Below are 25,936 nucleotides of genomic sequence, written 5' to 3'. Positions count from 1 at the left end.
CGAGTTGCACTTGTCGGAAATGTGCTGGTCTTAATCGCCGGTCACCCTAGAGTTGGCCTCCTCTTGAAAGGACTCCGAACCATGACATTTCTTGACCGCGTGGCAGCCCTGATCGGTTGCCTCGCACTGGGACTCGCCGGGTCGGTATTTGCCCGCGATGTGGATCAGGCCAGTTACGGCTACCCATTGATCAACCCGTTCGAGGCGACCATCGCCACCACCCCGCCGGAGCTGCGCCCGCAACTGCCGGCGGACGAGGACATCCGCCAGTCGGACTACGCACTCAAGCTGCGCCCGGAGCGCGAGTACGAGCTGCCGAGCAACTTCTGGCCGGTGAAGAAGCTGCACTACCGCCTGGCCTGGCAGAAGCACAAGGCGCCGCTGGTCTTCATCATTGCCGGCACCGGCGCCAACTACGCCAGCACGACGCCGGAGTACCTCAAGCGCCTCTTCTACGGCGCCGGCTACCACGTGGTGCAACTGTCTTCGCCGACCAGCTGGGACTTCATGGTCGGCGCTTCCCACGTCGCCACTCCCGGCTACACGCCCGACGATGCCGACGACCTGTACAGAGTCATGCAGGCGGTGCGCGCGCAGCATCCGGACCTGCCTGTCAGCGACTACTACCTGACCGGCTACAGCCTGGGCGCGCTGCACGCAGCCTTTGTCAGCAAGCTCGACGAAACCCGCCGCAGCTTCAACTTCAAGCGCGTGTTGCTGCTCAACCCGCCGGTGAACCTCTACACCTCGGTCAGCAACCTCGACAAGCTGGTGCAGACCCAGGTCAAGGGCATCAACGACACCAACACCTTCTACCAGGTGATCCTGGCCAAGCTGACCCGCTACTTCAACCAGAAGGGCTACGTCGACCTCAACGACGCCTTCCTCTTCGACCTGCAGCAATCCAAGCAGCACCTCTCCAATGAAGAGATGGCCATGCTGATCGGCGCGGTGTTCCGCTTCTCCTCCGCCGACATCGCCTTCACCTCCGACCTGATCAACCGCCGCGGCCTGATCACCCCGCCCAAGTACCCGATCACCGAAGGCACCAGCCTGACGCCGTTCTTCAAGCGCGCCATGCAGTGCGACTTCGAGTGCTACATGACTGACCAGTTGATGCCGCTATGGCGCGCCAAGTACGACGGCGGCAGCCTCCCGCAGCTGGTCGACCAGGTCAGCCTGTACGGCGTTCAGGACTACCTGAAGCAGAGCCCGAAGATCGCCGTCATGCACAACGCCGACGACGTCATTCTCGGCCCCGGCGATATCGGCTTCCTGCGCCGCACCTTTGGCGACCGCCTGACGCTCTACCCGCGCGGCGGCCACTGCGGCAACCTCAATTACCGCGTGAACGCCCAGGACATGCTGGGCTTCTTCAAGGGACAGGGTGCCCCGGCCGACGGCCTGGCCACCGCGCAGACAGGGAACTGACTCCATGCCACTCCGCCATTCCTGGACTCTTGCCCTGCTGCTGGCCTGCGGCGTCGCCCAGGCCGAGACCGCACAACCGGTACAGACGCCCATCACCACCAAGTTCGACATGGTGCCGGACGACGACGGCTTCAAGCACCCGCTCGACGCGCTGAAGTTCAACCCCGGCCTGGACCAGCGCGAGTTCGAGCGCGCCACCTTCGACGCCCTCAACGTCTACGACCCCTGGGAGTCGTGGAACCGCCGGGTCTATCACTTCAACTACCGCTTCGACGAGTGGGTCTTCCTGCCCGTGGTGCACGGCTACGAGTACGTCACCCCGCACTTCGTGCGCACTGGCGTGAGCAACTTCTTCAGCAACCTGGGCGAAGTGCCGACGCTGCTCAACAGCGTTGCCCAGCTCAAGCCCCAGCGCGCGGCGAACAGCACCGCGCGGCTGCTGTTCAACACCATCTTCGGCATCGGCGGCCTGTGGGACCCGGCCACCGCCATGGGCCTGCCCAGGCTCAGCGAGGACTTCGGCCAGACCCTGGGCTACTGGGGCGTCCCCGATGGCCCCTACCTGATGCTGCCGATCCTCGGCCCGTCCAACCTGCGCGACACCGGCGGGCTGGTCACCGACTTCGTCGCCGCGCGCGAAGTGAACTACCTGAACTACTCCGAGATCAGCCGCGAGTACTGGGAACTGCCGGTGCTGGAGATCATCGACAAGCGCTACAGCAACGGCTTCCGCTACGGGCAGATGAACACGCCCTTCGAGTACGAGAAGCTGCGCTACTTCTATACCGAAGCCCGGCGCCTGCAGATCCAGGAGTGAGACGACACCGCCGCCTTCGGGCGGCGGTTTTCTTTCTAAAGACACATCGAACCAGTCGATAGTTAAGCTGAAAAACTCGCAACCATTGATCCACCAATTGGGACTAGGATGATCTCCATTCACAGATCAAGGAGGTCCCCATGACCCGTTTGCGTACCGTGATCGACCAGCACATCGGCCACCCCGCCTCCGACGGCGCAGGCGTGCGCCTGACCCGCGTCATTGGCGGCGCGGGCATCGAACGCTTCGATCCGTTCCTGATGCTCGACCAGTTCGACACGCAGAACCCCGACGACTACATCGCCGGCTTCCCGGCGCACCCGCACCGCGGTTTCGAGACCGTCACCTACATGCTCGAAGGGCGCATGCGCCACGAAGACCACCTGGGCAATACCGGCCTGCTCAAGCCCGGCGGCGTGCAGTGGATGACGGCGGCCCACGGCATCATCCACAGCGAGATGCCCGAACAGGTGGAAGGCGCCATGCGCGGCTTCCAGCTGTGGCTGAACCTGCCGGCGAAGGACAAGCTGTCCCCGGCCGGCTACCGCGATATCGAGCCGGAAGACGTGCCGCGCGTGACCACTACACAAGGCGTGGGCGTGACCGTGATCTCCGGGCGCTTCGACGACGGCGAGAACGCCGTCGATGGCGCGGTGCAGCGTCCGGACACCGAACCGCACTATTACGACCTGGTCCTGCCGGCGGGCACTTCGGTGGCTCCGCAGATTCCGGCGGGCCATCGGGTGATGCTGTACGTCTACGAAGGGTCGCTGCAGGTGCCGGGCGAGCGCGGCAACGAGACCGTCGCCACCAACCACCTGGTGCGCCTGGGCCAGGGCGACGAGATCCAGCTGTCCAGCGACCAGGGCGCGCGCGTCCTGCTGCTGGCCGGCAAGCCGCTCAACGAGCCCATCGTGCAGTACGGCCCGTTCGTGATGAACAGCCGCGAGGAAATCGAGCAGGCCCTGCGCGACTACCGCGATGGCGTTTTCGCGGTCTGACCCAGACGCACAGGGCTGGCTGCGCGTAGGAGCGGACTCCGTCCGCGATGGTTTCCCCACACGCCTGATGCCAATCGCGGACGGAGTCCGCTCCTACGCTCATGGAAACACCGCTGCGGGCCTACAGCGACCACTCCTCCATCCCCAGAAAGCGCGCGATCTCCGCGCGCTTTTCCATGGCATCGCGATACCCCAGATCGATCAGCGCATTGCAGTAACCCGGCTCGAACAGCAGGTAGCTGAGCACGCCTGCCCCGCTCGCCTTGGTCGCCCCCGGCCCGCGCAGGAACAGGCGCAGCGCACGCGGCAGTTCGTGGCGATACTGCGCGGCGATCTCGTCCAGCGGCCGGCTTGGCGAAATCAGCAGCACATCCACCGGCGCCAGCCCCAGCGTCGAGCGGCGCGCCTCTTCGGGCACCAGTGAACTGAGGAAGTTGATGCGGTGCAGCAACTCGATATCGCCTTCCAGGCTGTCGATGAAGGTGCTGTTCAACAGGTGGACGCCCACCTGCGCCAGGCTGGGCGGCTGGCCGGTACGGTAGTTCGCCACGGACTCGTTGGCACTGCCGACGGTGGGATTGCCGCTGACTCCGATCACCAGAACTCGGTTGGCGCCCAGGTGCAGCGCCGGGCTGATCGGTGCCTGCTGCCGAACCGCACCGTCGCCGAAGAACTCGCGGAGAATCTTCACCGGGCGGAACAGCAACGGAATCGCCGAACTGGCCAGCAAATGCTCGATCTGCAGGCGCGTCGGCACGCCGATACGCCGGTGGCGCAGCCAGGGATCGATGGTGGCGCGGCCCTGGTAAAAGGTCACCGCCTGGCCGGACTCATAACCGAATGCGGTGACTGCTACCGCGCGCAGGTTGCGGCGACGTACGGCGGCGGCGATGCCGGACAGGTCCAGCTCACGCTCCAGGAGATAGCGCAACGGCGTACTGTCCAGCAGCGCCACCGGCTCGCGTTTTCCCAGCCCCAGCAGGCTGTGGCCGAGGAACTTGAAGGCCTGACTGAACACACCCGGCCAGTCGGAACGGTACACCTGCCCGGTGCGAAAACCCTTCCAGACCTGAGTGAGGCGCTCCACGGCGCCCGTGAACGACATTGCCCCACACGCCAGACCGACTGCGTTGATCGCGCCAGCTGAAGTGCCGACGATCACCGGGAAGGGATTCTCCGCCCCCTCGGGCAGCAGCTCGGCGATGGCGGCCAGCACGCCGACCTGGTAGGCCGCCCGCGCGCCGCCGCCAGAAAGAATGAGGCCGGTGACGGCCGGGGAAGTCGGTGCAGTGGCGGAGTCGGTCACAGCTGAAGTCCTTGTCGCGTCGATACCAGCGTAGACCGCCCCGGCCTACTTCTTGTCGTAGAGCTTCGGCTCACCCTCGGGGCGGCTCTTGAAGCGCCGATGCGCCCAGAGGTACTGCTCGGGCTGACGGCGAATCTCGCTCTCCACCCACTGGTTGATGCGAATGCAGTCGGCCTCTTCGCTCTCGCCGGGGAAATCCTCCAGCGGCGGGTGGATGGTCAGTCGATAGCCGGAGCCATCAGCCAGGCGCGACTGGGTAAAGGGCAGTACCAGCGCACGACCCAGGCGAGCGAACTTGGTGGTGGCAGTGACGGTAGCGGCCTGGATGCCGAACAGCGGCACGAACAGGCTCTGCTTGGCGCCATAATCCTGGTCCGGCGCGTACCAGATGGCGCGGCCGGCGCGCAGCACCTTGAGCATGGCGCGCACGTCCTCGCGCTCGATGGCGGTGGCGTCGGCGTTATGCCGCTCGCGGCCGGTACGCTGGACGAAGTCGAACACCGGGTTGTCGTGCTCGCGGTACATGCCGTCGATGGTCTGCACCTGGCCCAGCAGCGCCGCGCCGATCTCCAGGGTGGTGAAGTGCATGGCCATGAGGATCACGCCCTTGCCTTCGGCCTCGGCTTTCTTCAGGTGCTCGATGCCTTCGATGTGGGCGAGCTTGGCCAGACGGGCCTTGGGCCACCACCAGCTCATGGCCATCTCGAAGAAGGCGATGCCGGTGGAGGCGAAGTTTTCCTTCAGCAGGCGCTTGCGCTCGGCGGCGGAAAGCTCCGGGAAGCACAACTCCAGATTGCGCGCGGCAATCGCCCGACGGCTGCCGACCACACGGTACATCAGCGCCCCCAGTCCGCGGCCCAGGCCCAGCAGCGCCGGGTACGGCAGCTGCACCACCAGCCAGAGCACGCCAAGACCGAGCCAGAGCGGCCAGTGGCGGGGATGGAGGAACTCACGGCGAAAGGTGGGGCGGTCCATGGAACTTTCCGGCTAGGTCAAAGCCCGACATTCTACCTTGCCGACGCACACCGCGCCCGCCTTCACGCCCTGGCCCTCCGCCACGCTTGCGGCTGCCGGGGCGCTCCGTTATAAGTCCACACCATTTAGTGATGCAGCCTGACCATGAGCCAAGCCGACCTTCTCGACCACGATCCCGTATTCCAGCTCAAGGGCAGCATGCTGGCCGTCACCGTTCTGGAACTGGCCCACAATGACCTGCCGCGCCTGGACCGCCAGCTCGCCGACAAGGTCGCCCAGGCCCCCAACTTCTTCCGAGACACCCCGCTGGTGCTGGCGCTGGACAAGCTGCCCGACGGCGAAGGCCAGCTCGACCTGCAAGGCGTACTGGACATCTGCCGCCGCCATGGCCTGCGTACCCTGGCCATTCGCGCCAGCCGCGAAGAAGACATCCGCCTGGCCACCATGTTCGACATCCCCGTGCTGCCGCCGTCGGGCTCCTCTCGCGAGCGTACGGTCGAGCCCAAGGACGCCGTCCCGCAAGTGACCGGCGCAGCGCCGGTACGTCGCCCACGCGGCGAGAAACTCTCGGAAAAGGTGGTCGAGCAGGCCGCCGGCGCTGGCGTGCAGGCCGAGAAACCGGCCGAGCAGCCCGCCGAGGCCAAGCCGGAGAACGCCGCAGAAGCGCCCGCCGAGGCAGTTGCCGAATCGCTGGAGCCGGCCAAGGAAGCCGCTGAGCAAAAGCCGGCCGAACCGCCGGCACCGGTCGTCCGCCCGACCAAGCTGGTAACCACCCCGGTACGCGGCGGCGTGCAGATCTACGCCGCTGGCGGCGACCTGATCGTGCTCGCCCCCGTCAGCCCGGGTGCGGAACTTCTCGCCGACGGAAATATCCATGTGTACGGTCCGATGCGCGGACGCGCCCTGGCAGGTGTCAAGGGCGATACCAGCGCACGTATTTTCTGCCAGCAGCTGGCCGCGGAACTCGTGTCCATCGCTGGTAATTACAAGGTCGCCGAAGACCTTCGACGCAGTCCGCAATGGGGGCAGGCGGTGCACGTCAGCCTGTCGGGTGACGTGTTGAACATCACCCGCCTTTAACGGATACTGCCGCGACTTTCAGGGACCAGAATTCTTCGTTTTTTCTTTGGGGTGAATCACCTTGGCCAAGATCCTCGTAGTCACTTCCGGTAAGGGTGGCGTCGGTAAAACCACCACCAGCGCAGCCATCGGCACCGGCCTGGCCCTGCGCGGCCACAAGACCGTCATCGTCGACTTCGACGTGGGCCTGCGTAACCTCGACCTGATCATGGGCTGCGAACGCCGCGTGGTTTACGACTTCGTCAACGTCATCAACGGCGAAGCGACCCTCACCCAGGCCCTGATCAAGGACAAGCGCCTCGAGAACCTGTTCGTGCTGGCTGCCAGCCAGACCCGCGACAAGGACGCCCTCACCCAGGAAGGCGTCGGCAAGGTCATCGAAGAACTGAAGAAGACCTTCGACTACGTGATCTGCGACTCCCCGGCCGGCATCGAGAAGGGTGCCCACCTGGCCATGTACTACGCCGACGAGGCGATCGTCGTGACCAACCCGGAAGTCTCCTCGGTCCGCGACTCCGACCGCATGCTCGGCCTGCTGGCCAGCAAGTCCGCCCGCGCCGAGAAAGGCGAGGACGCGATCAAGGAACACCTGCTGCTGACCCGCTACAACCCCGAGCGCGTCACCAAGGGCGAAATGCTCGGCGTCGAAGACGTCGAGGAAATCCTGGCCATCCGTCTGCTCGGCGTGATTCCGGAATCCCAGGCCGTGCTGAAGGCATCCAACCAGGGCGTACCGGTCATCCTCGACGAAGAGAGCGATGCCGGCCAGGCGTACAGCGACGCCGTCGAGCGACTGCTGGGCAAGGAAATGCCCCATCGGTTCCTCGATGTGCAGAAGAAAGGATTCCTGCAACGACTGTTCGGAGGACGTGAATGAGCCTTTTAGATTTCTTCCGCAGCCGGAAGGCGCAAAACAGCGCATCCATCGCGAAAGAAAGACTCCAGATCATCGTCGCCCACGAGCGCGGCAACCGTTCGCAACCGGACTACCTCCCGCAGTTGCAGAAAGACCTGCTGGAAGTGATCCGCAAATACGTGCCCATCGACCAGGAACAAGTCCAGGTCGAGCTGGCCAACCAGGGCAGTTGTTCGATCCTGGAACTCAACATCACCCTGCCGGAGCGTTGATCCGGCTTTGGTGAACCTGCGGCGGCTTCGGCCGCCGCAGTCGTTTTCGTCATTCTTATTCGCGCAAGAGCTTCCATGCCGCTTTCCCAGATCGAATTCGTCCATGAGGACGCCGCCGTGCTGGTGGTGAACAAGCCCACCCTGCTGCTCTCCGTGCCCGGTCGCGCGGACGACAACAAGGACTGCCTGATCACCCGCCTGCAGGAGAACGGCTACCCGGAAGCACGCATCGTCCATCGGCTGGACTGGGAAACCTCCGGGCTGATCGTGCTGGCCCGTGACGCCGACAGCCACCGCGAGCTGTCCCGCCAGTTCCACGACCGCGAGACCGAGAAGGCCTACACCGCCCTGTGCTGGGGCGAGCCGGAACTGGACAGTGGCCGCATCGAGGCACCGCTGCGCTACGACCCGCCAACCAAGCCGCGCCATGTGGTGGACTTCGAGCAGGGCCGCCATGCGCTGACCTTCTGGCGCGTCATGGAGCGCCACGGCAACTGGAGCCGCGTCGAACTCACGCCGATCACCGGCCGCTCGCACCAGCTTCGAGTGCACATGCTGACCATCGGCCACCCGCTGCTCGGCGACCGCCTCTATGCCGAAGGCGAGGCCCTGGAACTGCGCGACCGCTTGTGCCTGCATGCCAGCATGCTGGCCCTGACCCACCCGCAGACCGGCGAGCGCCTGCGCTTCGAGTCACCTGCACCGTTCTGATTCCTTTTTCGCAGGAGCGGACTCCGTCCGCGATGTATGTCCGGCCGGCTCGGAGCCGGCGGGAAACGATCGCGGACAAAGTCCGCTCCTACGCTCGCCCCATCTGTTGGCGCGACCCCTGGCCGCAGATTTGCCCATTTACGTTAAACTTCCGGCCATTCGCTGTCCGGAGTTACCCATGCGTGCAGAACTCAACCAGGGCCTGATCGATTTCCTCGCGGCCTCCCCCACCCCCTTCCACGCCACCCAGGCCCTCGCCCTCCGCCTTGAAGAGGCCGGCTACCAGCGCCTGGACGAGCGCGATGCCTGGCGCACCGAAGCTGGTGGCCGCTATTACGTCACCCGCAACGACTCCTCGCTGATCGCCTTCAAGCTCGGCACCGCGCCGCTGCTGGAGAACGGCCTGCGCCTGGTCGGCGCCCACACCGACAGCCCGTGCCTGCGCGTCAAACCGAACCCCGAGCTGGTGCGTAACGGCTATTGGCAACTGGGCGTCGAGGTCTACGGCGGCGCGCTGTTCGCGCCCTGGTTCGACCGCGACCTGTCCCTGGCCGGCCGCGTCACCTTCCGCCTGGCCGGCAAGGTGGAAAGCAAACTGATCGACTTCAGGGCGCCCATCGCCGTTATCCCCAACCTGGCGATCCACCTCAACCGCGAAGCCAACCTCGGCTGGTCGATCAACGCGCAGACTGAGCTGCCGCCGATCCTCGCCCAGGTCGCCGCCGGCGAAACCCGCGACTTCCGCGACCTGCTCGGCGAACAGCTGCAGCTGGAACACGGCATCACCGCCGACGCCATCCTCGACTACGAGCTGAGCTTCTACGATACCCAGCGCGCCGCTGTGATCGGCCTGGACCAGGCCTTCATCGCCGGTGCCCGCCTGGACAACCTGCTGTCGTGCTATGCCGGCCTACAGGCGCTACTGGGCAGCAGTGACGAGCAGAGCGGCGTGCTGGTCTGCACCGACCATGAGGAAGTGGGCTCCTGCTCCGCCTGCGGCGCCGACGGTCCGTTCCTGGAGCAGGTGCTGCGCCGCCTGCTGCCCGAGGGCGACGCCTTCACCCGCACCGTGCAGCGCTCGCTGCTGGTCTCCGCCGACAACGCCCACGGCGTACACCCGAACTACGCCGACAAGCACGACGGCAACCACGGCCCGAAGCTCAACGGCGGCCCGGTGATCAAGATCAACAGCAACCAGCGTTACGCCACCAACAGCGAGACTGCCGGTTTCTTCCGCCATCTTTGCCTGGAAAACGAAGTGCCAGTGCAGAGCTTCGTAACCCGCAGCGACATGGGTTGCGGCTCCACCATCGGCCCGATCACCGCCAGCCAGATCGGCGTGCGCACCGTGGACATCGGCCTGCCGACCTTCGCCATGCACTCCATCCGCGAGCTGGCCGGCAGCCAGGACCTGCACTATCTGGCCAAGGTACTCAGCGCCTTCTACGACAGCGCCGACCTGCCCTGACCCGAACGCCCGGCACCGCCGGGCGTTTTTGTATGAAGAGTCTTCGAGGAGAGCCAGCCATGCCCTTCAGCGGAAGCTGCCTGTGCGGCGATATTGCCTACGAGATCGACGGCCTGGACATGCCTATCGGCCATTGCCACTGCCGGACCTGCCAGAAGGCGCACGCTGCGGCCTTTGCCAGCACGGCGGGAGTCATGCGCGAGCACTTCCGCTGGACCCGCGGCGAGGACAAGCTGGCAGCCTATGAATCCTCGCCCGGCAAGCTGCGCAAGTTCTGCCCGCGTTGCGGCACGCAGCTGATCGCCGAGCGCGATGGCCAGCCTCACGTCATCGTGCGGGTAGCCAGCCTGGACGAGGATCCGGGCACTCGGCCGGCGCGGCATATCTGGGTGTCCCATGACCGCCCCTGGCTGGCGCAGGATGGGATTCCAGCCTATCCGGAGTGGAATCCGGACCGCTGAATCAGCCTTTGATCCTGTAGGAGCGAGCTTGCTCGCGAACCACCCAGCCTCGGAATGGCGTGGAGCCCCCTCTCCCCCGCCCTCTCCCTGAAGGGAGAGGGAGCCGTTCGGCGCAAGCTGATAGATCGAAGTTAGCCGGCGAGTCCATAACTTCCTACAAATCAGGCTCGATGGCAGGCGATCAATCCGGCACTTCCACACTCACGTGAATGGCATCGTGTCGCCAGAACTCCAGGTCGCAATCGATGATGCGCCCGTGCTGGTCGCCGTTGATGCGGGTGATGCGCAGCGCCGGGCTGCCTTCGGCGACGCGCAGCACGCTGGCGGCTTCACCGTGCAACGCAGTGGGCACCATGTCGAAGCGCACGCGGCCGTAGCGGATGTCGTAGCGGCTGGCATACAGCTCGGTCAGTGAGCAGGTCAGGTCGCTGTCGAGGATACCGGGGAAGTAAGCCGGGTTGAGGTAGTGCTCGACGTAGAGCACCAGCCGCCCATCCACACGTCGCACGCGACGAATCTGGTACACGCTGGACAGCGCCGGCAGCTCCAGTAGCTCGCAGATTGCCGCGCTGGCCGGCACCTGCCGCGCCGACAGCACCTCGGTCGCCGGCACACGCCCCTGACCTTCCACCATGGCGTGGTAGTGGCTGCGCACCAGCGGGTTGTACAGCAGGCGCGGCGGCGAGACGAACCAGCCGCGGCGCTCCTCGCGGTAGATCAGGCCTTGCGCCTCGAGTTGCCCCAGCGCCTCGCGCAGCGTGATGCGCGTGGTATCGAACAACTCGCTCAGCTTGCGCTCGGCCGGCAGCTTGCCGCCCGCGCTGAGCAGGCCGCTGTCGATCTGTTCGATGAGTGCGCGGCAGATCGCCGTGACCGTGGGTAGCGCCGTATCGCGCATTCGATTCCCTCTTTTGGACTAGTCCAGCCCCAGAACAGGGCATTTCTTACCCCCGATGGGGTGTCGTCATCCTAGGAAAGCCCGATGACCGTCCCGTGACAGTGCCTTTGCAAGCAGCGCTCATGCCAGTTAACGACACCAGCGTAGCCCAGGCGGATCAAGGCGTTGGCCATGGTCTACGCTTTTCCCCGACGACCCGCTGGGCGCTCAAGGCCGGGCCGACGCGCCAGGGGCTTACATCAAACTGTCATCCGCCCGGCTTAGATTGGCCTGCGTCTTGCTGATCTAGACCACGCCTGAAAACACTGAACCGAAGGAGCACCGAATGAAACGCTTGCTTGCTTCACTGCTGGGATCGGCCATTGCCCTTGGCAGCGGCCTCGCCATGGCGGCCAACGCCGATCTGCAATCGCTGGAAGCCGCCGCCCGCAAGGAAGGCCAGGTCAACAGCGTGGGCATGCCCGACAGCTGGGCGAACTGGAAGGACACCTGGAAGGACCTGGAAAGCAAGTACGGCTTGAAGCACATGGACACCGACATGAGCTCGGCCCAGGAGCTGGCCAAGTTCAAGGCCGAGAAGGAAAACGCCAGCGCCGACATCGGCGACGTCGGCGCCGCCTTCGGCCCCATCGCCATGCAGATGGACGTCAGCCAGCCCTACAAACCCAGCACCTGGGACCAGGTCCCGGAATGGGCCAAGGACAAGGACGGCCATTGGGCACTCGCCTACACCGGCACCATCGCCTTCATCGTCAACAAGCAACTGGTGAAGGACGTTCCGCACAGCTGGGCCGACCTGCTCAAGGGCAAGTACAAGGTCACCATCGGTGACGTCAGCGCCGCCGCCCAGGCCGTCAACGGCGTGCTGGCCGCCAGCATCGCCAACGGCGGTGACGAGAAGAACATCAAGCCGGGCCTGGAGTTCTTCGCCCAGCTGGCCAAGCAGGGCCGCCTGTCGCTGACCAACCCGGTGATCAACACCCTGGAGAAGGGTGAAGTGGAAGTCGGCATCGTCTGGGACTTCAACGGCCTGAGCTACCGCGACCAGATCGACCCGTCGCGCTTCGAGGTGCTGATCCCCTCCGACGGCTCGGTGATCTCCGGCTACACCACCATCATCAACAAGTACGCGAAGAACCCGAACGCCGCCAAGCTGGCACGTGAGTACATCTTCAGCGACGCCGGGCAGATCAACCTGGCCAAGGGCAATGCGCGCCCGATCCGCGCCGAGCACCTGCCCCTGCCGGCCGAGGTGAAGGCCAAGCTGCTGCCCAACGAGCAGTACGCCAAGGCCCAGCCGATCAAGGATCCCAAGGCCTGGGAAGAAACCTCCAAGCGCCTGCCGCGCCAGTGGCAGGAAAACGTCATCATCAACATGCAGTGACGCCCAGCCGCCCCGGTTCGCGCCGGGGCGGCCGCGTCCGACCAAGGCCCCGCCCATGCGCCACGACGTCATCCTGGTCGTTCTCGACGGCCTCAACTACAGCGTCGCCCACGACTGCATGGGCCACCTGCAAGCCCTGTGCAACGCCGGCCGCGGCCAGTTGTACCGGCTCGAATGCGAGCTGCCGTCGCTGTCCCGCCCGCTCTATGAATGCATCCTCACCGGCGTGCGCCCCATCGATAGCGGAATCCTGCACAACGATGTATCGCGCCTGTCGAACCAGCGCAGCCTGTTCCACTACGCCCGCGACGCCGGCCTGACCACCGCCGCGGCGGCCTATCACTGGGTCAGCGAGCTGTACAACCGCACGCCCTTCGACCCGGCGCGCGATCGTCATACCGACGACGAATCCCTGCCGATCCAGCACGGCCACTTCTACTGGACGGATCACTACCCCGACTCGCACCTGTTCACCGACGCCGAGTCGCTGCGCCGCCGGCACGCACCCAACTGCCTGCTGGTGCACCCGATGAACATCGACGACGCCGGCCACAAGTACGGCCTCGTCACGCCGCAGTACCGCAACAGCGCACGGCATGCCGACATCATTCTTTCCGAATACCTGCACCAGTGGCTGACCGCCGGCTACCAGGTGATGGTCACCGCCGACCACGGCATGAACGACGACCGCAGCCACGGCGGCATCCTCCCGGAGGAGCGCGAAGTGCCGCTGTTCGTCTTCGGCGAGGCATTCAGCCTCGACGACCAGGCACGCCCGCGCCAGGTCGAACTCTGCGGCACGCTGTGCGAGATCCTCGGCGCGCCCCACGACAAACCGGTCTGCCGGGAGCTGCTCAAGGCATGAGATCGAACACCGGAAAACTCTTCGCCCTGCTCTGCCTCCTGCCCTTCGCGCTGTTCTTCTTCGCCTTCCAGCTCGCCCCACTGCTGTGGGTGATGATCAACAGCGTGCGCACCGGCGACGGCTGGGGCCTGGGCAATTTTAGCGAGATCTTCGGCTCGCCCTTCTACCTCCAGGCGATCCGCTACAGCCTGGAAATCTCGCTGTGGTCGAGCCTGATCGGCCTGTTCATCGCCATCCTTGGCAGCTACTCGCTGCGCCAGGTTGACAGCAGGCTGCGCGACTTCGTGATGGCCTTCGCCAACATGACCAGCAACTTCGCCGGGGTGCCGCTGGCCTTCGCCTTCATCATCATCCTGGGCTTCAACGGCGCCATCACGCTGCTGCTGAAACAGGCGGGGATCATCGAGGACTTCAACCTCTATTCGAAGACCGGCCTGATCATCCTCTACACCTACTTCCAGATTCCCCTGGGCGTGATGCTGCTCTACCCGGCCTTCGACGCCCTGCGCGAAGACTGGCGCGAATCCGCCGCATTGCTGGGCGCCAGCCAGTGGGCGTTCTGGCGGCACATCGGCATCCCGGTGCTGACCCCCGCGCTGCTGGGCACCTTCGTCATCCTGCTGGCCAACGCGCTGGGCGCCTACGCCACGGTCTATTCGCTGACCACCGGCAACTTCAACGTGGTGCCGATCCGCATCGCCGGGCTGGTCTCAGGTGACGTGTTCCTCGACCCGAACATGGCCAGCGCCCTGGCGATGGTGCTGGTCGGCCTGATGAGCATCATTACCCTGGCCCACCAGTGGCTGCTGCGCCGGAGCTACCATGTCGAGAAACGCTAACGCGCTGTACCACCGCGTGGTGGTCTATGCGCTGTTCCTGATCCTGCTGGTGCCGCTGGCCGCCACCCTGCTCTATTCACTGGCCACCTCCTGGAGCGCCAGCGTGCTGCCGGACGGGCTGACCCTGAAGTGGTTCCTGACCCTGTGGAGCGACCCGCGCTTCCTCGTCGCCTTCGGCCAGTCGCTGCTGGTGTGCTTCGGCGCGCTGATCCTGAGCGTGGCGCTGGTGCTGCCGCTGATGTTCGTCATCCACTACTACTTCCCGCGCCTGGACGCACTGATGAACGTGCTGATCCTGCTGCCCTTCGCGGTGCCGCCGGTGGTGTCGTCGGTCGGCCTGCTACAGCTCTACGCCTCGGGCCCGGTACCCATCGTCGGCACGCCATGGATCCTCATCGGCTGCTACTTCACCATCGCGCTGCCCTTCATGTACCGGGCGATCAGCAACAACCTGCAGGCGATCAACCTGCACGATCTGATGGACGCCGCCCACCTGCTCGGCGCCAGCACCTGGCAGGCCGCCCTGCTGGTGGTGCTGCCGAACCTGCGCAAGGGGCTGATGGTGGCGCTGTTCCTGTCCTTCAGCTTCCTCATCGGCGAGTTCGTCTTCGCCAACCTGCTGGTGGGCACCCGCTACGAAACCCTGCAGGTGTTCCTCAACAACATGCGCAACAGCAGCGGCCACTACACCAGCGCGGTGGTGGTCTCGTACTTCCTCTTCGTCCTGCTGCTCACCTGGGCGGCGAACCGTTTAAGCAAGGACAAGGCATGAGCTTCCTCAGCGTCGAGACACTGAACAAGAGCTACGGCAGCACCACGGTGTTCCAGGACATCGATTTCGCCGCCGAGAGCGGCGAGTTCGTCACCCTGCTCGGCCCCAGCGGCTGCGGCAAGTCCACCCTGTTGCGCTGCATCGCCGGCCTCACCGCGGTGGACAGCGGGCGCATCCTGCTGGACGGCGAGGACATCGTGCCCAAGAGCCCGCAGAAGCGCGGCATCGCCATGGTGTTCCAGAGCTACGCGCTGTTCCCCAACATGACCGTGGAGCAGAACGTCGGCTTCGGTTTGCGCATGCACAAGGTGCCGGCAGCGGAATCCGCCCAGCGCGTGGCCGAGGTGCTGGAAATGGTCGAACTCGGCCCGCTCGCCGCACGCTATCCGCACCAGCTGTCCGGCGGCCAGTGCCAGCGCGTGGCCCTGGCCCGCTCGCTGGTCACCCGCCCGCGCCTGCTGCTGCTCGACGAGCCGCTGTCGGCACTGGACGCACGCATCCGCAAGCACCTGCGCGAGCAGATCCGCCGCATTCAGCAGGAACTGAAACTGACCACGGTCTTCGTCACCCACGACCAGGAAGAGGCGCTGACGCTGTCCGACCGCATCGTGCTGATGAACGCCGGGCGCATCGTCCAGAGCGGTGACGCCGAGACGCTCTACACCGCCCCGGAAAACGCTTTCGCCGCCGGCTTCATCGGCAACTACAACCTGCTCGACGCGGCCCAGGCAACCAGGCTGCTGGATCGTCCCTTCCGCCAACAGGTGGCCATCCGCCCCGAATCCCTGCGCCTGAGCGCCGAAGCGAGCGAGGGCATTCCGGTTCGGGTACTCTCCCACAGCCTGCTGGGCAACGTGATCCGCTACCGGGTGGACGCCAATGGCGTCGAGCTGACCGTGGACGTCCTCAACCGCAGCGCCGAGCGCCTGTACCCGGCCGGCACCACGCTCGGCCTGCACGTAGACATTGAAAGCATTCGGGAGGTGGCCTGATGGCCCTGGTGATATTCGACCTCGATGACACCCTGATCGACGGCGACTGCGCGAGCCTGTGGAGCAAGCGCATGGCCGATCTCGGCTGGGTCGACGCGGAGTCGTTCCTCAAGCGCGACGCCGAACTGATGGCGCTGTACGCGCAGGGCAAACTGCCCATGGAGGACTACATGGCCTTCGCCCTGGAACCGATGGCCGGGCGCAGCGTGGAAGAAATCGAACGCGACGTGGAAGCCTTCGTCGAGGACGTAATCGAGCCGCTGATCCATAGCGACGCGTGCGCCACCCTCGCCCGCCACCGCGAAGCCGGCGACCGCCCGCTGGTGATCTCCGCCTCCGGCGTGCACCTGGTCAAACCCATCGCCGAACGCATCGGCATCGACGAAGTGCTGGCCATCGACCTGGAAGTGCTGAACGGGCACTACACCGGCCGCACCGTCGGCACCCTCACCTACCGCGAGGGCAAGGTGCTGCGCCTGCTCGACCTGCTCGAAGGCGACGACAGCCAACTGGCCGATGCGCACTTCTACTCCGACTCGCGCAATGACCTGCCGCTGCTCAAGCTGGTGGGCAAGCCGCACGTGGTGAACGCCGACCCGGTGTTGCTGGAGCACGCACAGAAGATGGGCTGGGACGTTCTGAACTGGAAGTGACGTTTGCACCCGAAAAAAGGGTCGCTGATGCGGCCCTTTTCATTGGCGGCGCCTGTAGGAGCGAGCTTGCTCGCGACCCTTAGCTCAGGCTCTCATCGATCACGACCACTACCTTGCCCTGCACCTGGTTGCTCGCCAGCGCATCGAACGCGCTCTGCGCATCGCGGACCGGGAAGGTGCGCTCCAGCTGCGGGCTCAGCTTGCCGGTTTCGAACAATGGCCAGACCTTCTGTCCCAGCTCGGCGATCAGCTGCGCCTTGAAGTCGGCATCGCGGGAACGCAGGGTCGAGCCGATCAGTTGGATACGCTTGCCCAGTAGCAGCGCCAGGTCCAGCTCGGCCTTGCGACCGCCCATCAGGCCGATGACCACCCATCGACCATCGCGGCCGAGGATTTCCAGGTCCAGCTTGGCGTAGTTGGCGCCCACCGGATCGAGGATCACATCGAAGGGGGCAAAATCCCGAAGCGATTCGAGGTTCTCGCCACGCAGCGCACCGCCCTCGGCCCCCAGCGCCTCGCAGTAGGCCAGGCGATCGGCTGAACCGACGCTGACCCAGCAAGGGCTGCCAAAGGCCTTGCACAGCTGGATGCCAGCCGAGCCTACGCCGCTGGCGCCCGCGTGCAGCAGGACTTTTTCACCGGGTTGCAGAGCGCCAAGCATGAACAGGTTCAGCCAGGCGGTGGCGTACACCTCCGGCAGCGCAGCAGCCTCGACCAGGCTCAAGCCGGCAGGCACCGGCAGCGCATGGCGCTGGTCCACCACCACTTCCTCGGCCATGCCGCCGCCGGCCAGCAGGGCGCAGACGCGGTCGCCCACCTGCCAGGTACTGCCGGCACCGACTTCGGTCACCACGCCGGCACATTCCAGGCCGATGACGTCGCTAGCCCCCGGCGGCGGCGGGTAGAGCCCGGCCACTTGCAGCAGGTCGGCGCGGTTGAGTCCCGCGGCGGCGACCTGGATGCGGATCTGTCCTTGTGCGCAAGCGGGGTTGGGGCGCTCGGCCCACTCCACTCGCCCTTCGATGCCTTGCAATGCGTTCACGCTGCCTCCATAGTGATCCTGCAGGGCCCGACCCGAAAGGTCGGGCCCTTTCTTCGCGCCGAATTCACCTGCGATTGAACCCGGCGCCGCCAATTAAGGCCTAATATGCGTCATAACTCCGCGATCAGTCGAATCAGCATGAAGCGATTTTTGCCCCGTACCGCCCTGTTGTTCATCCTCGGCGCAACCGCCTTTTCCTCGTTCGCGGCAACCACCAGCCCGAACGTCTGGGACGGCCTGCAGCCTGACCGGGATCAAGTGATCGCCAGCCTCAACATCGTTGAGCTGCTCAAGCGCCATCACTACAACAAGCCGCCGCTGAACGACGAGCGCTCGGCGAAGATCTATGACAGCTACCTGAAGACGCTCGATCCGGCGCGGATGTACTTCACCCAGGCCGACATCGACCAGTTCGCGCCCTGGCGCACCCAGTTCGACGACTTCCTCAAGAGCGGCGAACTGGAGCCCGGCTTCACCATCTACAAGCGTCACCTCGACCGCCTGAAGGAGCGCCTGGACTTCGCCCTGGCCACCCTGAACAAGGGCGTCGACAAGATGGACTTCAAGACCGACGAATCGCTGGAGATCGACCGCGAGAAATCGCCCTGGGCGAAAGACAGCGCGGCGCTCGACGACCTGTGGCGCAAGAAGGTGAAGGACGAAGTCCTGCGCCTGAAGATCGCCGGCAAGGACAACAAGGCCATCCAGGAACAGCTGACCAAGCGCTACAAGAATCAGCTGATGCGCCTGGAGCAGACCCGCAGCGAAGACATCTTCCAGGCCTACATCAATGCCTTCGCGCAGACCTACGACCCGCACACCCAGTACCTGTCGCCGGACAGCGCGGAAAACTTCGACATCAACATGAGCCTCTCGCTCGAAGGCATTGGCGCCGTACTGCAGAGTGACAACGACTACGTCAAGGTCGTGCGCCTGGTACCGGCCGGCCCCGCCGAGAAGAGCAAGCAGATCGCCACTTCCGACAAGATCATCGGTGTTGCCCAGGGCAAGGGCGAGATGGTCGACGTGGTCGGCTGGCGCCTGGATGAAGTGGTCAAGCTGATCCGCGGCCCGAAAGGCTCGCAGGTCCGCCTGGAAGTGATCCCGTCGACCAACGCGCCGAACGACCAGACCAGCAAGATCGTCACCATCACCCGCGAGGCGGTGAAGCTAGAAGACCAGGCGGCGAAGAAGTCGGAAATCACCATCGACCACGAAGGCAAGAACTACAAGCTGGGCATCATCGACGTGCCCGCGTTCTACCTCGACTTCAAGGCCTATCGCGCCGGCGACCCAGACTACAAGTCCACCACCCGCGACGTGAAGAAGCTCATCGCCGAACTGCAGAAGGACAAGGTCGACGGCATCGTCATCGACCTGCGCAACAACGGCGGCGGCTCCCTGCAGGAAGCCACCGAGCTGACCGGCCTGTTCATCGACCAGGGCCCGACCGTGCTGGTGCGCAACAGCGACGGCCGCGTCGACGTGCTCAACGATGACGAGGGCAAGGCGTTCTACACCGGCCCGATGACCGTGCTGGTCAACCGCCTGTCCGCCTCGGCCTCGGAGATCTTCGCCGGCGCCATGCAGGACTACCACCGCGCGCTCATCGTCGGCGGCCAGACCTTCGGCAAGGGCACCGTGCAGACCATCCAGCCGCTGAACCACGGCGAGCTGAAGCTGACCCTGGCCAAGTTCTACCGCGTCTCCGGCCAGAGCACCCAGCATCAGGGCGTGATCCCGGACATCGGCTACCCGTCCATTGTCGACGACAAGGAAATCGGCGAAAGCGCCCTGCCCGACTCGATGCCGTGGGACACCATTAAGCCGGTGCTGAAGGCCCAGGCCGATCCGTTCAAGCCGTTCCTCGACCAGCTGCGCACCCGTCACGACGCGCGCACCGAGCACAACGCGGACTTCGTCTACGCCCGCGAGCGCCTCGCCCTGGCCCAGGAGCTGATGAAGGAGAAGACCGTCAGCCTCAACGAAGCCAAGCGTCGCGCCCAGCAGACCAGCATCGAGAACCGCCAACTGGCCATGGAGAACGCCCTGCGCAAATCCAAGGGCCAGGAGCCGCTCAAGGAGCTGAAGAAGGAAGACGAGAACGCCCTGCCGGAAGAGGACAAGACCAAACCGCAGGACGACGCCTACCTTACCGAGTCCGGGCATATCCTGATCGACTACCTGAATCTGGACTCCCAGGTGGCCAAACACTGATCGGATGACATCAAACAGTCATGACACTGTCGTGAAATGCACAGGGCCGGGAAACCGGCCCTTTGCTTTTCCAGCCACCGAGAACCGTCATGACCGTCACCGAGCAGTTGAGCGCGCTGGACCAGATCCTCGCTCACGGCGACCTGCACTGCCTGTTCCAGCCCATCCTGTCGCTTTCGGAAAGGCGCCTGGTGGGCTACGAAGCCCTTACGCGCGGCCCGTCCAACGGCCCCCTGCACTCGCCCCTGCCGCTGTTCAGTATCGCCCGCAGCAGCGGCCGCCTGAGCCAACTGGAGCTGCTCTGCCGGCGCAAGGCCTGCGCGCGCTTTCGCGACCTGAAGCTCGAGGGCAAGCTGTTCCTCAACGTGTCGCCCGAATCCCTGCTGGAACCGACCCACCAGCCCGGCCGCACACTGCAGTTACTGCAGACTTTCGGCATTTCGCCCAGCGACGTGGTGATCGAGTTGACCGAGCAGACACCCATCGAGGACTTCACCCTCCTCGATACCGCGCTGCACCACTACCGCGCCATGGGCTTTTCCATCGCCCTGGATGACCTGGGTGCCGGCTACTCCAGCCTGCGCCTGTGGTCCGAGTTGCGACCCGACTACGTGAAGATCGACCGCCACTTCATCGAAGGCATCCACCTGGATGCGGTGAAGCGCGAGTTCGTCGGCTCGATCCTGAAGATGGCCCACGCCTCGCGCGCCCAGGTGATCGCCGAAGGCATCGAGATTCCCGAAGAGCTGGCCGTGCTTTCCGAGATGGGCGTGGACCTGGTGCAGGGCTACCTGCTTGGCCGTCCCAACGAAATTCCGCCCCGCGACGCCCGCGCCCTGCTACCGGAAGTGGAAAGTGCTGGCGCGTTGCTGGCCGAGGATCAAGCGGACCTCGAGCCACTGCTGCTGGAGCAACCGGCGGTGCGCGACAACACGCCCATCGCTGACGTGCTGGAAGCCTTCCGCGCCCAGGCCAACCTCAACTCCCTGGCGGTGCTCGACAGCCACCATCAACCGGTCGGCATCGTCCATCGCCATGCACTCTCGGACACCCTGCTCAAGCCGTTCGCGCCGGAGCTGTATGCGCGCAAGCCGATCAGCCGGCTGATGAGCGACGACTTTCTCGCGGTGGAACGCAGCCAGTCGCTGCAGCAGGTCAGCCGGCTGCTCACCAGCCGCGCGCGGCAGCGCATCGAGGAAGACTTCATCATCACCCTGAACGGTCGCTACCTGGGGCTGGGCCGGGTGATCGACGTGCTCAAGCTGATCACCGAACTGAAGATCCGCCAGGCCCGGCATGCCAACCCACTGACGCTGCTACCGGGCAACGTGCCCATCCAGCAGTGCCTGTCGCGCCTGCTGCAACAGGGGCGCGAAGCGGTGGTGTGCTATGTCGACATCGACAGCTTCAAGCCCTTCAACGACCTCTACGGCTATGCCCGTGGCGATGAAGTTCTGCTGTGCCTGGCGCAGTGCCTGGGCGAACGCGTAGACCCGACACGGGACTTCGTGGGCCACATCGGCGGCGACGACTTCATGCTGGTGCTGGGGACGCAGGACTGGCGCGAACGCCTCAACCACCTGCTGGAAGATTTCCAGGGCCAGTGCCGGCGCTTCTACAGCCGCGAGCACCTGGATGCGGGCTGCTTCGTCGCGCACAACCGCCAGGGACGGCGCGAGGAATATCCGTTGCTATCCCTGTCGATCGGCGTGGTGCACGTGAAGAGTGGCGCCGGTCAGCGCCTGGACGCCAGCCAACTGGCCGGACTGGCCTCGGAGGCCAAGCGCCACGCGAAGAACATGCCCGGCTACAGCCTGCACATTCTCACAGCAGAATGATTCAGAGCCCCAACTGGCGGGCGCGCGTCTCGTAGCGCTCGGCCTGGGCTACATCGGGTTCGAGACCCGGGCCGCCACTGCGGTACAACTCGCCAAGCTTGCGTGCCGCCAGCGGATGCCCCGCCTCGGCGGCCTGCCCCCAGTAGCGCGCCGCTTCCTGCGCATCGCCGGCATGACGGGTATCACCCTTGAGGGATTGCACGCCCAACTGGTACGCCGCCTTGTGGTCGCCTGCGGTGGCGGCCAGGCGCAACAGACGCAGGCCTTCCTCGCGGGCGCCGAAGCCCTGCCCGCGGAACAGCAGCAGGTGGCCGTAGAAGCTCTGTGCGCCAACGTCCCCCAGCGCGGCCATGCGTGCGAACTGGCCCTGCATCCAGGCCCAGGAACGCGCCTGGCGGACCATCCACGGCCACCCCATCAGGCGCCGCGCCGCTGCATAGCTCAGCCGTGCACGTAGACTCCAGAACAGCTCGCGAGGCGTCGCCACGTCAGAGCTCCTCGGGGTACTCGAACTCGAACACGCGCACCACTTCCGCCGCATGCCAGCCGGCGGCGGCAGGACCATCCGGCGCACCGGAGAATCGGCCCAGGCGTTCGACATGCTCGAAGAAGCCGGTTCTGGGCAGGCGGCTGGCGCCCTGGCTGATCACCAGCGAGCTGCGTATCGGCCGCCCCGCACGGGCATCCAGCGCAGCCAGGTGTTCCAGCGCGGCGGTCAGCACGGTCATGGCCGGGGTGGGCAATTGCAGGCGCTCGATCAGCGCCCGGTAGGTGAGCAGGTGGCGCTGGCGGCGGGCGTCTTCCAGCTCGCCGAGCAGGCCTTCCCAATGCTTGCGACTGATCTGCACGCTCAAGAAGCAGACTCCCCAGTGCCCAGGGCACGACGCAGGCCATGCTGGATGGCGTCGCTGGCCTCGCGCTCGCCGTTCTCTATCAGCTCCAGGTAGGACGGGCTGATGCCCACCGAACGCGCCAGCGTTTCGATGGCGATGCCACGGGCTTCCCGTAGGGCTTTCCAGTCCGGCTTCTCGTCGAATGCCTCGGGCGCATCCGGCTTGACGAGCTGAGCAGCACCTCGGCCGGCAGCCGCCAGCAGCGCCTGGTACTCAGCCCAGGGAACCACGGCGTACTCCGCTTCGCCGTCACGCATGATGACTTGAACGTTCATGACAACACTCCTTGCAGGCGGCCATCTTAACAGCCTGGCGCCGGGCTGTGCCGGCTATACTGCGCTCGCCGTCACGCCCACAAATCGGGGGAACGATTTGCAGCGCCTGATTCCACTCTGCCTGTGCCTGGCCAGCGCCCTGTGTGGCGCCGAAGAGCTGCGCTGGGGCTATTCGCCAAGCAACGGCATGCCCTATGCGGAAAGTATCGACCATGAATTGGCACCTGGCTTCATCCGCGATCTGGGTGAAACCGTCGGGGAGCGCCTGGGGCTCGATATTCGCTTCGTGGAAACGCCGGACAAGCGCGCCGAGCCCGCCCTCGCCCAGGGCGCGATCCACCTGCTGTGCATCAACAATCCACAGTGGATGAAAGCGCCGGAGAAACTGCACTGGTCTCCCAGCCTGTTCGAGGAAGAAGATGCCCTGGCCCAGCGGGCGGATGTGCCGCCTGTGGAGAACCTCGCGCAGCTGCACGACATCCGCATCGGCACCAGCCTGGGCTACGTCTACCCCGCCCCTCTGATGCAGGCCTTCGCCGAAGGACGGGTGAAGCGCGCCGATGTCCGCGACCTGGATACGCGCCTGCACATGCTCGAGGCCGGCCGCCTGGATGCATTGATCGAGATGCGCCGACCGCTGGAGTTTCTCCTTGCCCAGCACCACAAATTGCCAGTGGCGATCCACAGCAACAACGTGCAGCACTACTCGATCTACTGCTCGTACGGCCCTGCGCTTCCGCTGCCCGCCGAACGACTGGATGCCGTGCTACAGGCGATGGTCAGCGACGGTTCCATCCAGCGCCTGCTCGGCGAGCAGAGCGCACGGCTGCGTCAGAGACGCTGAATCGCTTCCGGCGGCGGCAGTTGCTTCAGGGCTTCGCGGGTTTCCACGCCCTGCGCGTCGCGCCAGACCTTGAAGGCATCGATCTCCGATTGCCAGCGACGTACCACCCAGGCCAGCACCGCCAGGTCGTCAAGGAAGCCGACGCCCAGCAGCCAGTCGGGCACCAGGTCCACGGGTGAAAGGAAATACAGCAGCGCCGTCACCACGGAAACCAGCGCCTGGGAACTGATGCCGCGGTAATCGCCGCGCACCCAGGCCACCAGCAATTCCTGCAGCAGCTTCAGATCGGTCCTCGCCAGCTTCACCCGGCCACTCTTGCGCGCGACGGCGAACAGCAGCGCGGGCACTCGCCCACCCGCGATGAAACGGCTGGCGAGCTTGAGGAAACGGTCAAATCCCGGAGGCTTTTTCATCGATTTACCTCGATAGGAAGATTCGTACAGAGCAGGTTCAGGTTATCCACCTTTCCTGTGGATAACTCTGTTGAAAGACACCCTCGATATCGCCCAAACGCCCGTGCCACGAGGGCTGGAGACAGATCGGCGATTTTTTGTTCACCCCTACAAATGCGTTAAAAATCATGCAGTTGCGGCTAAGCGAAGGGCCCGGCAATGTCAAGGGGAGGGGATTGTTTCAACTGCGTCAAATATGTGCATAAGGGTAACACCGAGCTGAAGGTTACTCCCATTCAGACCCGACGGTCAGCGCGCCGTTCCAGAGCGTTCCCCGCACAAACGAAAACGCCCCGCAGGTTACGGGGCGTTTCCACTGGTACGAAGGTACTCAGTTACTTCTTGGGCTGCTCTGCCGAAGCGGCCGGAGCCTCAGCCGCGTCAGGCTGATTCGGGTCCTTGATGGCCAGCAGTTCGAGGTCGAACACCAGGACCGAGTTGGCCGGGATGGTCGGGCTCGGGCTCTGCGCGCCGTAGGCCAGTTCGCTCGGGATGAAGAGCTTGATCTTCTCGCCGACGTGCATCAGTTGCAGGGCTTCGACCCAACCCGGGATCACGCCGCCAACCGGCAGATCGATCGGGCTGCCACGCTGGATGGAGCTGTCGAAGACAGTACCGTCGACCAGCTTGCCTTCGTAGTGAACAGTGACGACATCGGTAGCCTTGGGCTGCGCGCCGTCGGCTTTCTTCACGACTTCGTATTGCAGGCCGGACTTGGTGGTGACCACGCCATCACGCTTGCCGTTTTCCTCGAGGAACTTCTTGCCGGCTTCCAGAGCCTCGGCATTCTTCTTGGCAACCTGCTCTTCAGTGCGCTTCTGCAGGGCGGTGAAGGCTTCGGTCAGCTCTTCGTCGGTCAGCTTCTGCTTCTGCTTGCCGACGGCATCTTCGATACCCAGGGCGACGGCTTTCGAATCCAGGTCATTCATGCCTTCCTGGGCGAGGCTCTTGCCCATGTTCAGGCCGATGCCATAGGAAGCTTTCTGCGCAGGAGTCTTGAGTTCCACTTCGGCGGCCTGTTTGTCGCAGCCCGCGAGAACCAGGCCGACCAGCGCGATCGCTGCCGCCAACCGATGTTGTTTCATGCTGAATCCTTGTCTTTGCGCCGTCATGGCTTAAGTAGTGAAGCCGCGAGCTTATCAGGCGCTCGTGGCCAGTGGCTATGGGCAATAGGAACCACTGCCGAGAGAGAAGTTCCCACAGCAAACTTATAAGAAAATTAACAGGATAAGACAGACGGCCAGCACGCAATCACTGTGATCGAAGCGGGCAACTTTGACGGGAAGCTTTCGCAGGAAAGACTTTTGCAGACAAGAAAAGGCAGGCAAAGAAAAAGCCCCCAGGTATTGCTACCTGAGGGCTTTTCGAAATGTGGCGCAGCGGACGGGACTCGAACCCGCGACCCCCGGCGTGACAGGCCGGTATTCTAACCGACTGAACTACCGCTGCGTCGGACCTCGAGTGGTGGGTGATGACGGGATCGAACCGCCGACCCTCTGCTTGTAAGGCAGATGCTCTCCCGGCTGAGCTAATCACCCTTCGTCTCGAAGTGGGGCGCATTCTACGGAGGACATTTGCACCTGGCAAGCCCCTC

The 25,936-nt window shown here is 64.8% G+C and carries 27 protein-coding genes and 2 tRNA genes; 18 read left to right on the top strand and 11 right to left on the bottom strand.

What is annotated here, in order from left to right:
* The first annotated feature begins 81 nt into the window (after positions 1-81).
* The 3 genes from G4G71_RS10770 (at position 82) to G4G71_RS10760 (ending at position 3,249) form a co-directional block, all read left to right on the top strand.
* Complete coding sequence (locus G4G71_RS10770) at positions 82-1,431, top strand: alpha/beta fold hydrolase (protein ID WP_169937479.1); 1,350 nt, start codon at positions 82-84, stop codon at positions 1,429-1,431.
* Positions 1,432-1,435: 4 nt separating this feature from the next.
* Positions 1,436-2,248 carry an MlaA family lipoprotein gene (locus tag G4G71_RS10765; RefSeq protein WP_169937477.1) on the top strand — a complete coding sequence of 271 codons (813 nt, stop codon included), beginning with the start codon at positions 1,436-1,438 and terminating at the stop codon, positions 2,246-2,248.
* A 140-nt stretch (positions 2,249-2,388) separates the two neighbouring features.
* Positions 2,389-3,249 carry a pirin family protein gene (locus tag G4G71_RS10760; protein ID WP_169937475.1) on the top strand — a complete coding sequence of 287 codons (861 nt, stop codon included), beginning with the start codon at positions 2,389-2,391 and terminating at the stop codon, positions 3,247-3,249.
* Positions 3,250-3,370: 121 nt separating this feature from the next.
* Here G4G71_RS10760 and G4G71_RS10755 read toward each other — a convergent pair whose 3' ends face one another.
* Both G4G71_RS10755 and G4G71_RS10750 read right to left on the bottom strand, forming a co-directional pair.
* Positions 3,371-4,555, bottom strand: coding sequence for a patatin-like phospholipase family protein (locus G4G71_RS10755; RefSeq protein ID WP_169937473.1), 1,185 nt, complete (start codon positions 4,553-4,555; stop codon positions 3,371-3,373).
* A 45-nt stretch (positions 4,556-4,600) separates the two neighbouring features.
* Positions 4,601-5,530 (bottom strand): lipid A biosynthesis lauroyl acyltransferase, encoded by a 930-nt coding sequence (locus G4G71_RS10750; protein WP_169937470.1) that lies wholly within the window; start codon positions 5,528-5,530, stop codon positions 4,601-4,603.
* A 144-nt stretch (positions 5,531-5,674) separates the two neighbouring features.
* Here G4G71_RS10750 and minC point away from each other — a divergent pair, with 144 nt between their 5' ends.
* The 6 genes from minC (at position 5,675) to G4G71_RS10720 (ending at position 10,378) form a co-directional block, all read left to right on the top strand.
* On the top strand, positions 5,675-6,610 hold the full coding sequence (gene minC, locus G4G71_RS10745; protein ID WP_169937468.1) for a septum site-determining protein MinC: 936 nt from the start codon (positions 5,675-5,677) through the stop codon (positions 6,608-6,610).
* 61 nt (positions 6,611-6,671) lie between these two features.
* The gene (gene minD, locus G4G71_RS10740; protein WP_169937466.1) at positions 6,672-7,487 is read left to right on the top strand and encodes a septum site-determining protein MinD; all 816 of its coding nucleotides are present in this window, start codon (positions 6,672-6,674) and stop codon (positions 7,485-7,487) included.
* Positions 7,484-7,738, top strand: a complete 255-nt coding sequence (minE, locus tag G4G71_RS10735; RefSeq protein ID WP_045210300.1) for a cell division topological specificity factor MinE — start codon at positions 7,484-7,486, stop codon at positions 7,736-7,738. Before minD ends, minE begins: the two co-directional genes overlap by 4 nt.
* A gap of 75 nt (positions 7,739-7,813) precedes the next feature.
* On the top strand, positions 7,814-8,449 hold the full coding sequence (locus G4G71_RS10730) for an RluA family pseudouridine synthase (protein WP_169937464.1): 636 nt from the start codon (positions 7,814-7,816) through the stop codon (positions 8,447-8,449).
* 178 nt (positions 8,450-8,627) lie between these two features.
* Entirely contained in the window at positions 8,628-9,917 is a 1,290-nt protein-coding gene (locus G4G71_RS10725; protein ID WP_169937462.1) for a M18 family aminopeptidase, read from the top strand.
* 59 nt (positions 9,918-9,976) lie between these two features.
* Positions 9,977-10,378, top strand: coding sequence for a GFA family protein (locus G4G71_RS10720; protein ID WP_169937460.1), 402 nt, complete (start codon positions 9,977-9,979; stop codon positions 10,376-10,378).
* A 181-nt stretch (positions 10,379-10,559) separates the two neighbouring features.
* On the opposite strand, the gene G4G71_RS10715 is transcribed toward G4G71_RS10720, so the two are convergent.
* Positions 10,560-11,276 carry a UTRA domain-containing protein gene (locus G4G71_RS10715; RefSeq protein WP_054911168.1) on the bottom strand — a complete coding sequence of 239 codons (717 nt, stop codon included), beginning with the start codon at positions 11,274-11,276 and terminating at the stop codon, positions 10,560-10,562.
* 325 nt (positions 11,277-11,601) lie between these two features.
* On the opposite strand from G4G71_RS10715, the gene G4G71_RS10710 reads away from it, so the two are divergent.
* The 6 genes from G4G71_RS10710 to G4G71_RS10685 are packed head-to-tail and all read left to right on the top strand — an operon-like array spanning position 11,602 to position 16,781.
* Complete coding sequence (locus G4G71_RS10710; RefSeq protein ID WP_169937458.1) at positions 11,602-12,660, top strand: ABC transporter substrate-binding protein; 1,059 nt, start codon at positions 11,602-11,604, stop codon at positions 12,658-12,660.
* 55 nt (positions 12,661-12,715) lie between these two features.
* On the top strand, positions 12,716-13,525 hold the full coding sequence (locus G4G71_RS10705; RefSeq protein ID WP_169937456.1) for an alkaline phosphatase family protein: 810 nt from the start codon (positions 12,716-12,718) through the stop codon (positions 13,523-13,525).
* Positions 13,522-14,364 (top strand): ABC transporter permease, encoded by an 843-nt coding sequence (locus G4G71_RS10700; RefSeq protein ID WP_169937454.1) that lies wholly within the window; start codon positions 13,522-13,524, stop codon positions 14,362-14,364. Before G4G71_RS10705 ends, G4G71_RS10700 begins: the two co-directional genes overlap by 4 nt.
* On the top strand, positions 14,348-15,136 hold the full coding sequence (locus tag G4G71_RS10695) for an ABC transporter permease (protein WP_037009239.1): 789 nt from the start codon (positions 14,348-14,350) through the stop codon (positions 15,134-15,136). The genes G4G71_RS10700 and G4G71_RS10695 overlap by 17 nt, the downstream gene beginning before the upstream one ends.
* Positions 15,133-16,128 carry an ABC transporter ATP-binding protein gene (locus G4G71_RS10690; RefSeq protein ID WP_054911164.1) on the top strand — a complete coding sequence of 332 codons (996 nt, stop codon included), beginning with the start codon at positions 15,133-15,135 and terminating at the stop codon, positions 16,126-16,128. Before G4G71_RS10695 ends, G4G71_RS10690 begins: the two co-directional genes overlap by 4 nt.
* Entirely contained in the window at positions 16,128-16,781 is a 654-nt protein-coding gene (locus G4G71_RS10685; RefSeq protein ID WP_169937451.1) for an HAD family hydrolase, read from the top strand. Before G4G71_RS10690 ends, G4G71_RS10685 begins: the two co-directional genes overlap by 1 nt.
* Before the next feature lie 79 nt (positions 16,782-16,860).
* Here G4G71_RS10685 and G4G71_RS10680 read toward each other — a convergent pair whose 3' ends face one another.
* Complete coding sequence (locus G4G71_RS10680; RefSeq protein WP_169937449.1) at positions 16,861-17,823, bottom strand: NAD(P)H-quinone oxidoreductase; 963 nt, start codon at positions 17,821-17,823, stop codon at positions 16,861-16,863.
* 138 nt (positions 17,824-17,961) lie between these two features.
* Between G4G71_RS10680 and G4G71_RS10675 the strand changes: the two genes are divergently transcribed.
* Positions 17,962-20,040, top strand: a complete 2,079-nt coding sequence (locus G4G71_RS10675) for a carboxy terminal-processing peptidase (protein WP_169937447.1) — start codon at positions 17,962-17,964, stop codon at positions 20,038-20,040.
* An 89-nt stretch (positions 20,041-20,129) separates the two neighbouring features.
* Entirely contained in the window at positions 20,130-21,878 is a 1,749-nt protein-coding gene (locus G4G71_RS10670; RefSeq protein ID WP_169937445.1) for a bifunctional diguanylate cyclase/phosphodiesterase, read from the top strand.
* A 1-nt stretch (position 21,879) separates the two neighbouring features.
* On the opposite strand, the gene G4G71_RS10665 is transcribed toward G4G71_RS10670, so the two are convergent.
* The 3 genes from G4G71_RS10665 to G4G71_RS10655 form a co-directional block, all read right to left on the bottom strand.
* Positions 21,880-22,296 carry a tetratricopeptide repeat protein gene (locus G4G71_RS10665; RefSeq protein ID WP_240964945.1) on the bottom strand — a complete coding sequence of 139 codons (417 nt, stop codon included), beginning with the start codon at positions 22,294-22,296 and terminating at the stop codon, positions 21,880-21,882.
* 70 nt (positions 22,297-22,366) lie between these two features.
* The gene (locus G4G71_RS10660) at positions 22,367-22,732 is read right to left on the bottom strand and encodes a hypothetical protein (protein ID WP_024763424.1); all 366 of its coding nucleotides are present in this window, start codon (positions 22,730-22,732) and stop codon (positions 22,367-22,369) included.
* Positions 22,729-23,046 (bottom strand): helix-turn-helix domain-containing protein, encoded by a 318-nt coding sequence (locus G4G71_RS10655; protein WP_169937441.1) that lies wholly within the window; start codon positions 23,044-23,046, stop codon positions 22,729-22,731. The genes G4G71_RS10660 and G4G71_RS10655 overlap by 4 nt, the downstream gene beginning before the upstream one ends.
* Before the next feature lie 97 nt (positions 23,047-23,143).
* Between G4G71_RS10655 and G4G71_RS10650 the strand changes: the two genes are divergently transcribed.
* Positions 23,144-23,890, top strand: a complete 747-nt coding sequence (locus G4G71_RS10650; RefSeq protein WP_240964904.1) for a substrate-binding periplasmic protein — start codon at positions 23,144-23,146, stop codon at positions 23,888-23,890.
* Here G4G71_RS10650 and G4G71_RS10645 read toward each other — a convergent pair.
* The 4 genes from G4G71_RS10645 to G4G71_RS10630 all read right to left on the bottom strand — a co-directional run bounded on the left by G4G71_RS10645 (position 23,878) and on the right by G4G71_RS10630 (position 25,880).
* Positions 23,878-24,303 carry a YkvA family protein gene (locus G4G71_RS10645; protein WP_169937437.1) on the bottom strand — a complete coding sequence of 142 codons (426 nt, stop codon included), beginning with the start codon at positions 24,301-24,303 and terminating at the stop codon, positions 23,878-23,880. The genes G4G71_RS10650 and G4G71_RS10645 overlap by 13 nt on opposite strands.
* Before the next feature lie 374 nt (positions 24,304-24,677).
* A complete protein-coding gene (locus tag G4G71_RS10640; protein WP_054910891.1) occupies positions 24,678-25,427 on the bottom strand; it encodes a BamJ family beta-barrel-assembly machinery protein in 750 nt (249 codons plus the stop codon).
* A gap of 287 nt (positions 25,428-25,714) precedes the next feature.
* Positions 25,715-25,791: transfer RNA gene (locus tag G4G71_RS10635), tRNA-Asp, on the bottom strand.
* A 13-nt stretch (positions 25,792-25,804) separates the two neighbouring features.
* Positions 25,805-25,880: transfer RNA gene (locus tag G4G71_RS10630), tRNA-Val, on the bottom strand.
* Positions 25,881-25,936: the final 56 nt, after the last annotated feature.

Origin of the sequence: Pseudomonas multiresinivorans, from assembly GCF_012971725.1 — a bacterium.
Lineage (GTDB): Bacteria > Pseudomonadota > Gammaproteobacteria > Pseudomonadales > Pseudomonadaceae > Pseudomonas > Pseudomonas multiresinivorans.
The sequence above is the reverse complement of the archived record's forward strand: the minus strand, read 5'-3'. Positions and strand labels throughout refer to the sequence as shown.

Coding starts and splice junctions, on each gene's coding strand:
- G4G71_RS10675 (WP_169937447.1), top strand. CDS start 17,962: ATGAAGCGATTTTTGCCCCGTACCGCCCTGTTGTTCATCCTCGGCGCA.
- minC (WP_169937468.1), top strand. CDS start 5,675: ATGAGCCAAGCCGACCTTCTCGACCACGATCCCGTATTCCAGCTCAAG.
- G4G71_RS10640 (WP_054910891.1), bottom strand. CDS start 25,427: ATGAAACAACATCGGTTGGCGGCAGCGATCGCGCTGGTCGGCCTGGTT.
- G4G71_RS10760 (WP_169937475.1), top strand. CDS start 2,389: ATGACCCGTTTGCGTACCGTGATCGACCAGCACATCGGCCACCCCGCC.
- G4G71_RS10695 (WP_037009239.1), top strand. CDS start 14,348: ATGTCGAGAAACGCTAACGCGCTGTACCACCGCGTGGTGGTCTATGCG.
- G4G71_RS10765 (WP_169937477.1), top strand. CDS start 1,436: ATGCCACTCCGCCATTCCTGGACTCTTGCCCTGCTGCTGGCCTGCGGC.
- G4G71_RS10665 (WP_240964945.1), bottom strand. CDS start 22,296: ATGGGGTGGCCGTGGATGGTCCGCCAGGCGCGTTCCTGGGCCTGGATG.
- G4G71_RS10655 (WP_169937441.1), bottom strand. CDS start 23,046: ATGAACGTTCAAGTCATCATGCGTGACGGCGAAGCGGAGTACGCCGTG.
- minE (WP_045210300.1), top strand. CDS start 7,484: ATGAGCCTTTTAGATTTCTTCCGCAGCCGGAAGGCGCAAAACAGCGCA.
- G4G71_RS10730 (WP_169937464.1), top strand. CDS start 7,814: ATGCCGCTTTCCCAGATCGAATTCGTCCATGAGGACGCCGCCGTGCTG.
- G4G71_RS10715 (WP_054911168.1), bottom strand. CDS start 11,276: ATGCGCGATACGGCGCTACCCACGGTCACGGCGATCTGCCGCGCACTC.
- G4G71_RS10770 (WP_169937479.1), top strand. CDS start 82: ATGACATTTCTTGACCGCGTGGCAGCCCTGATCGGTTGCCTCGCACTG.
- G4G71_RS10685 (WP_169937451.1), top strand. CDS start 16,128: ATGGCCCTGGTGATATTCGACCTCGATGACACCCTGATCGACGGCGAC.
- G4G71_RS10690 (WP_054911164.1), top strand. CDS start 15,133: ATGAGCTTCCTCAGCGTCGAGACACTGAACAAGAGCTACGGCAGCACC.
- G4G71_RS10670 (WP_169937445.1), top strand. CDS start 20,130: ATGACCGTCACCGAGCAGTTGAGCGCGCTGGACCAGATCCTCGCTCAC.
- G4G71_RS10720 (WP_169937460.1), top strand. CDS start 9,977: ATGCCCTTCAGCGGAAGCTGCCTGTGCGGCGATATTGCCTACGAGATC.
- G4G71_RS10725 (WP_169937462.1), top strand. CDS start 8,628: ATGCGTGCAGAACTCAACCAGGGCCTGATCGATTTCCTCGCGGCCTCC.
- G4G71_RS10700 (WP_169937454.1), top strand. CDS start 13,522: ATGAGATCGAACACCGGAAAACTCTTCGCCCTGCTCTGCCTCCTGCCC.
- G4G71_RS10705 (WP_169937456.1), top strand. CDS start 12,716: ATGCGCCACGACGTCATCCTGGTCGTTCTCGACGGCCTCAACTACAGC.
- G4G71_RS10710 (WP_169937458.1), top strand. CDS start 11,602: ATGAAACGCTTGCTTGCTTCACTGCTGGGATCGGCCATTGCCCTTGGC.
- G4G71_RS10645 (WP_169937437.1), bottom strand. CDS start 24,303: ATGAAAAAGCCTCCGGGATTTGACCGTTTCCTCAAGCTCGCCAGCCGT.
- G4G71_RS10750 (WP_169937470.1), bottom strand. CDS start 5,530: ATGGACCGCCCCACCTTTCGCCGTGAGTTCCTCCATCCCCGCCACTGG.